Annotated in this window: 1 protein-coding gene and 2 pseudogenes; 2 read left to right on the plus strand and 1 reads right to left on the minus strand. The window is 69.9% G+C overall.

Annotated elements, in window-relative coordinates:
• On the minus strand, positions 1-1,354 hold a 1,354-nt coding region (locus AOK00_RS31130), incomplete at its 3' end, for a zinc-dependent metalloprotease family protein (RefSeq protein WP_301554234.1).
• Positions 1,355-2,033: 679 nt separating this feature from the next.
• Here AOK00_RS31130 and AOK00_RS40845 point away from each other — a divergent pair.
• Both AOK00_RS40845 and AOK00_RS40850 read left to right on the plus strand, forming a co-directional pair.
• A pseudogene (locus tag AOK00_RS40845) lies at positions 2,034-2,537 on the plus strand (ATP-binding cassette domain-containing protein); the annotation flags it as partial.
• Positions 2,538-2,759: 222 nt separating this feature from the next.
• Positions 2,760-3,860 (plus strand): annotated as a pseudogene (locus AOK00_RS40850) (SpoIIE family protein phosphatase); the annotation flags it as partial.
• Positions 3,861-4,193: the final 333 nt, after the last annotated feature.

Below are 4,193 nucleotides of genomic sequence, written 5' to 3' on the forward strand. Positions count from 1 at the left end.
GTGTGGGAGTGGGCGTGGGTGTGGGGGTGGATGTCGGGCTGGGGGTGGGGTTCGGTGTCGGGTCCGGTCCGGTACCGCCGCCCTTGGTCCGCATGAGGAACTGGTTGTCGGCGATGTTCCAGTGCGTGGCGAGGTAGCTGCCGGGCCGCGGGCTGGTGTGGAAGTAGTCGTCGTGGTTGCAGTCGAGGATGTTCTCGGACGCCCGGTTGGTGCAGACGTTACGCATCTGCGGGTAGTGCGGGCTGTCCGAGTAGCACATCACGTCCCACTCGTCCGTACAGTGCGCACCCCGGCTGGTGTTGGGCGCGCTGTTGTTGACCGCGCCCAGGTTGTGGCCGAGTTCGTGGGCCGCGGTGTGCCCGCCCCAGCAGCCGCTGTCAGTACGCCCGTACGAGGGGCCGAAGTTGCTCTGGTTGGACTGGCCCGGCCGTTCGTCCCCGGCGAAGGTGCCGATGCCGCAGTACACCTGCGCTTCGGCGAAGATCATGTACTTGCGGTCGCGGCGGTCGAGGCCCTTGGCGGCGAGCGCGCGGTTGGTGGCGCTGAACTCGGCCATTGCGGAGTCGGGGAGTTCGATGTTGAGCACGGTGGGCGTGCAGTCCGCGGCCGTCACGTACCGGATGTGGCGGACGCCGCCGGTCTCCTCGGCGCTGGCCGAGTAGATGAGGTCGGCGTCGGCGGCCCACTTGCGGAAGGAGGCGAGGTACTCGGAGTACCGGTCGCGTCCCGGGCCGTGGACGTACACGACCTGGACGCGGTTGCCGGTGCTGCCGTCGCCGTCGCACTGGACGGTCTGCCCGGCGGGCCCGGCGGCGGCCGTGGTGGTCCCGGCGGCGGCCGGAGCGGTGGAGGTGGAGGGGCTCGGCGCGGCGGCGGCCGTGGTGCGCGGGGCCAGCGCGTCGACGGCGGGCGTGTCCTGAGAGGGTCCCTGGCTCTTACGGGGCGCGGGCTGCGGCGCGGCCGTCTTGGCGGGATCGGCCGCGGGCGTCACGGATTTGACCGCGGGCGGAGTGTCCTTCTTGATGTCGACGCCCTTGGGCGGCGCGTCGGGGCCGTGGGTGCACAAACCGGTGGTCGTGGCGTAGACGCCCGCGCAGCGGTCTCCCTCAGGGGCCACGTCGAGCCCGTCGTACACCAGGCCCCGGGCCGGCTCGTTGGTCGGCTTCTTCTTGATCGGCTCGGGCTCCACGCTCCTGGCCGGCGCAGCGGCGGGGACGGCGGTGTCGGCCGTGTCGGCGATGTCGGTCACCGGGGTGTCGAGGCGGGCGACCGGAGCCTTGCCCGAGTCCGCGCGTCCCGCCCCGTAGGCGATCCCCCCGGCTATGACCGCCGCGATGGCCATCGCGGCGGTCACGCCCATGAAGGGTCTACGGGGCCGTGCCCCGCGTGTCTGACTCTCCTTCGGCTTCCTATGTCTAGGCATGCACACCTCAACTCTTTGGTCAGAAGACTGGGTGCGCGGAAGCCTGTCAGAACCTCCCGGTGAAGAATTCGGACAAAGGGGAGAGTGCTCAAAGAATCCATTACGTTACCTACGCCTCCGTATCTGATGAACACTCAATTGCCTCTGAATTAAAGCGAGTTGAATGCTCCGGGGGGACTTGGTCCAGGCCTTTTCGGGCGATCCCGTTATGCAATTGAAATAAATGTCGATGGTTATTGACGCGAATTCAGTGAAGGATTCATCTAATTTCTCACCTCGTGAATCCTTTTGATCACCACCCGTGAGCACCTGACCCATTCGGCTCTCGCTCTGTCGACCTGGCCTCGCCCCAGGGCCGCCAGCAGCACGGCCCGGCGCATCTCGACGCAGTCGTCGCCTTCTTGAACCCGGTTGCTCACCCGACCCGGCTGCCGGAGGGCTTCCCGCGGCCGTGCCGCCGAACGGGGCGTTCTCGCGTGTCCCGTCACCACCGTTCACCGGGCAGGCGTCGGGGTGGACAACCCTTGCTGCAGGTTCCTCGGAGGACTCGCCCGCTCGGGCGGCGGACCGGGTGCCGTCGGATGGCTGCGAAGAGGGTGGAGGTGGGCGAGTGCCCAGGGGGCCGCTCTTGTCCCTGCGTGGGATCACCAAGCACTTCGGCGGGGTCGTCGCACTCGACTCGGTCGACCTCCGGGTGGAACGGGGGCAGGTGCTCGGTCTGGTGGGTGACAGCGGAGCCGGCAAGAGCACACTGGTCAAGGCGGTCTCCGGGGTGGCCCCGCCGGACGGGGGGACCATCGAGTGGCAGGGCGTTCCCGTCGAGCTGCGCCGGCCCGCCGATGCCCAACGGCTCGGCATCGCCACCGTCTACCAGGAGCCCTCACTGGTCGACCGCCTGGACGTGGTCGCCAACCTCTACCTCGGCCGCGAACTGCGCAGGTTCGGGGTTCTGCGGCAGATCGAAATAGAGAAGCGGTCCATCGCCCTGCTCGAGCGACTCGCCATCAGCCTTCCCAGTATCCGGACTCCCGTGAAGGCACTCACCCTGGGCCAGCGTCAAACGGTCGCCATCGCACGGGCGCTGCTGGGCAGACCCCAGCTGGTCGTCCTCGACGAGCCGACCGCCACGCTCACCGTGGAACAGACCGCGCGGATGCTCGACCTGATCCGCCGAATGCGGGACCAGGGCCACGCGGTGATCATGGTCAGTCACAACCTCGACGACGTCCAAGCCGTCGCTGATCGCATCACCGTGCTCCGGCTGGGCTGCAACGGAGGCGAGTTCGAATCCCGGTACACCAGCCAGGAGCAGCTCGCGGCCGCCATCAGCGGCGGTCATCCGCTCGCGGCCACTCTCCAGCAGAGCCTGCTGCCGCGCGGGCTGCCGGCGCAGGACGCCGTCGACGCCGCCCACCGGTACCTTCCCGCACAGTCGGGGGTGGGCGGAGACTGGTTCGACGTGATTCCGCTGTCCGGCGCCCGGGTCGCCCTCGTGGTCGGTGACGTCGTCGGACACGGCCTGCACGCCGCCGCCACCATGGGGCGACTGCGCACCGCCGTGCACAACCTCGCCATGCTCGATCTGCCGCCCGACGAACTCCTCACCCACCTCGACGAGGTCGTCGCCCGCATCGACGACGAGCAGACGGCCGGCGGCCGCGAGGACGCCGTCATCGGCGCCACCTGCCTCTACGCCATCTACGACCCGGTCACCTGCCGCTGCCAGCTCGCCCGCGCCGGGCACCTGCCGGCCATGCTGGTGAGCCCCGACGGCACCACCGACATCCCCGACACCCCCGTCGGCCCACCACTGGGACTGCGCGGGCTGCCCTTCACCACGATCGAGTTCGACATCCCCGAAGACAGCCGGCTCGTCCTCTACACCGACGGACTGGTGGAGTCCCGGACCAACGACATCGACGTGGGCCTGGAGCGGCTGCGCACGGCCCTGTCCCACCCCGGGCGCAATCCGGAGGAGACCTGCCAGGCCGTGCTCAGGGCGATGCTTCCGGCGGATTCGGCCGACGACATCGCCCTGCTGGTCGCACGTACCCGCGCGTTGCCCGGCGACAGGATCGCCGAGTGGAACGTCCCGCCCGACCCGTCGGCGGTGGCCGCCAGCCGGGCCGCCGCCACGGCCCAGCTGCGCCGCTGGGGTCTGGAGGAGCTGGTCCTCGGTACGGAGCTGATCCTGAGCGAACTGGTCACCAATGCCATCCGGCATGGTGGCAGCCCGATCGGCGTGCGCCTGGTGTACGCGCGGACGCTGATCTGCCAGGTCGCCGACACCAGCAGCACCTCGCCGCGCACGCGGCTGGCCGCGGACACCGATGAGGGCGGGCGGGGCCTGTTCCTGGTCGGGCAGATCGCCCAGCGCTGGGGAACGCGGTACACCGAGAACGGGAAGATCATCTGGACCGAACAGCAGGTGCCCTGACCACAGGGCGCCGCGTGTTCTAAGCCTGCCGTGATGAAGCCCGAGGCCCGAACCTTGAAGCCCGAGGCCCGAAGCCCGAAGCCCGAACCTCGAAGCCCGACCCCCGAGTCCGCAGTAGCGACCCGGCCCGCCGTCCGCAGTGCGGCGGACTGTGGTCCTGCGGCGTGCCTGCGAGGTCGCGGGTGCGGCTACCGGGTCGGGCCTCGGCACCCTCCTCGGTCCTCGGCGTAGCCTCGTATCTCCGCACAACTCCGCATGCCTCCGCACACCTCGGCATCCGAGGAACCGCGGCCCGGCCCGACCCGGCGCCCCGGCGCCCCGGCGCCCCGGCGC

Source organism: Streptomyces aureus (assembly GCF_001418135.1).
GTDB lineage: Bacteria > Actinomycetota > Actinomycetes > Streptomycetales > Streptomycetaceae > Streptomyces > Streptomyces aureus_A.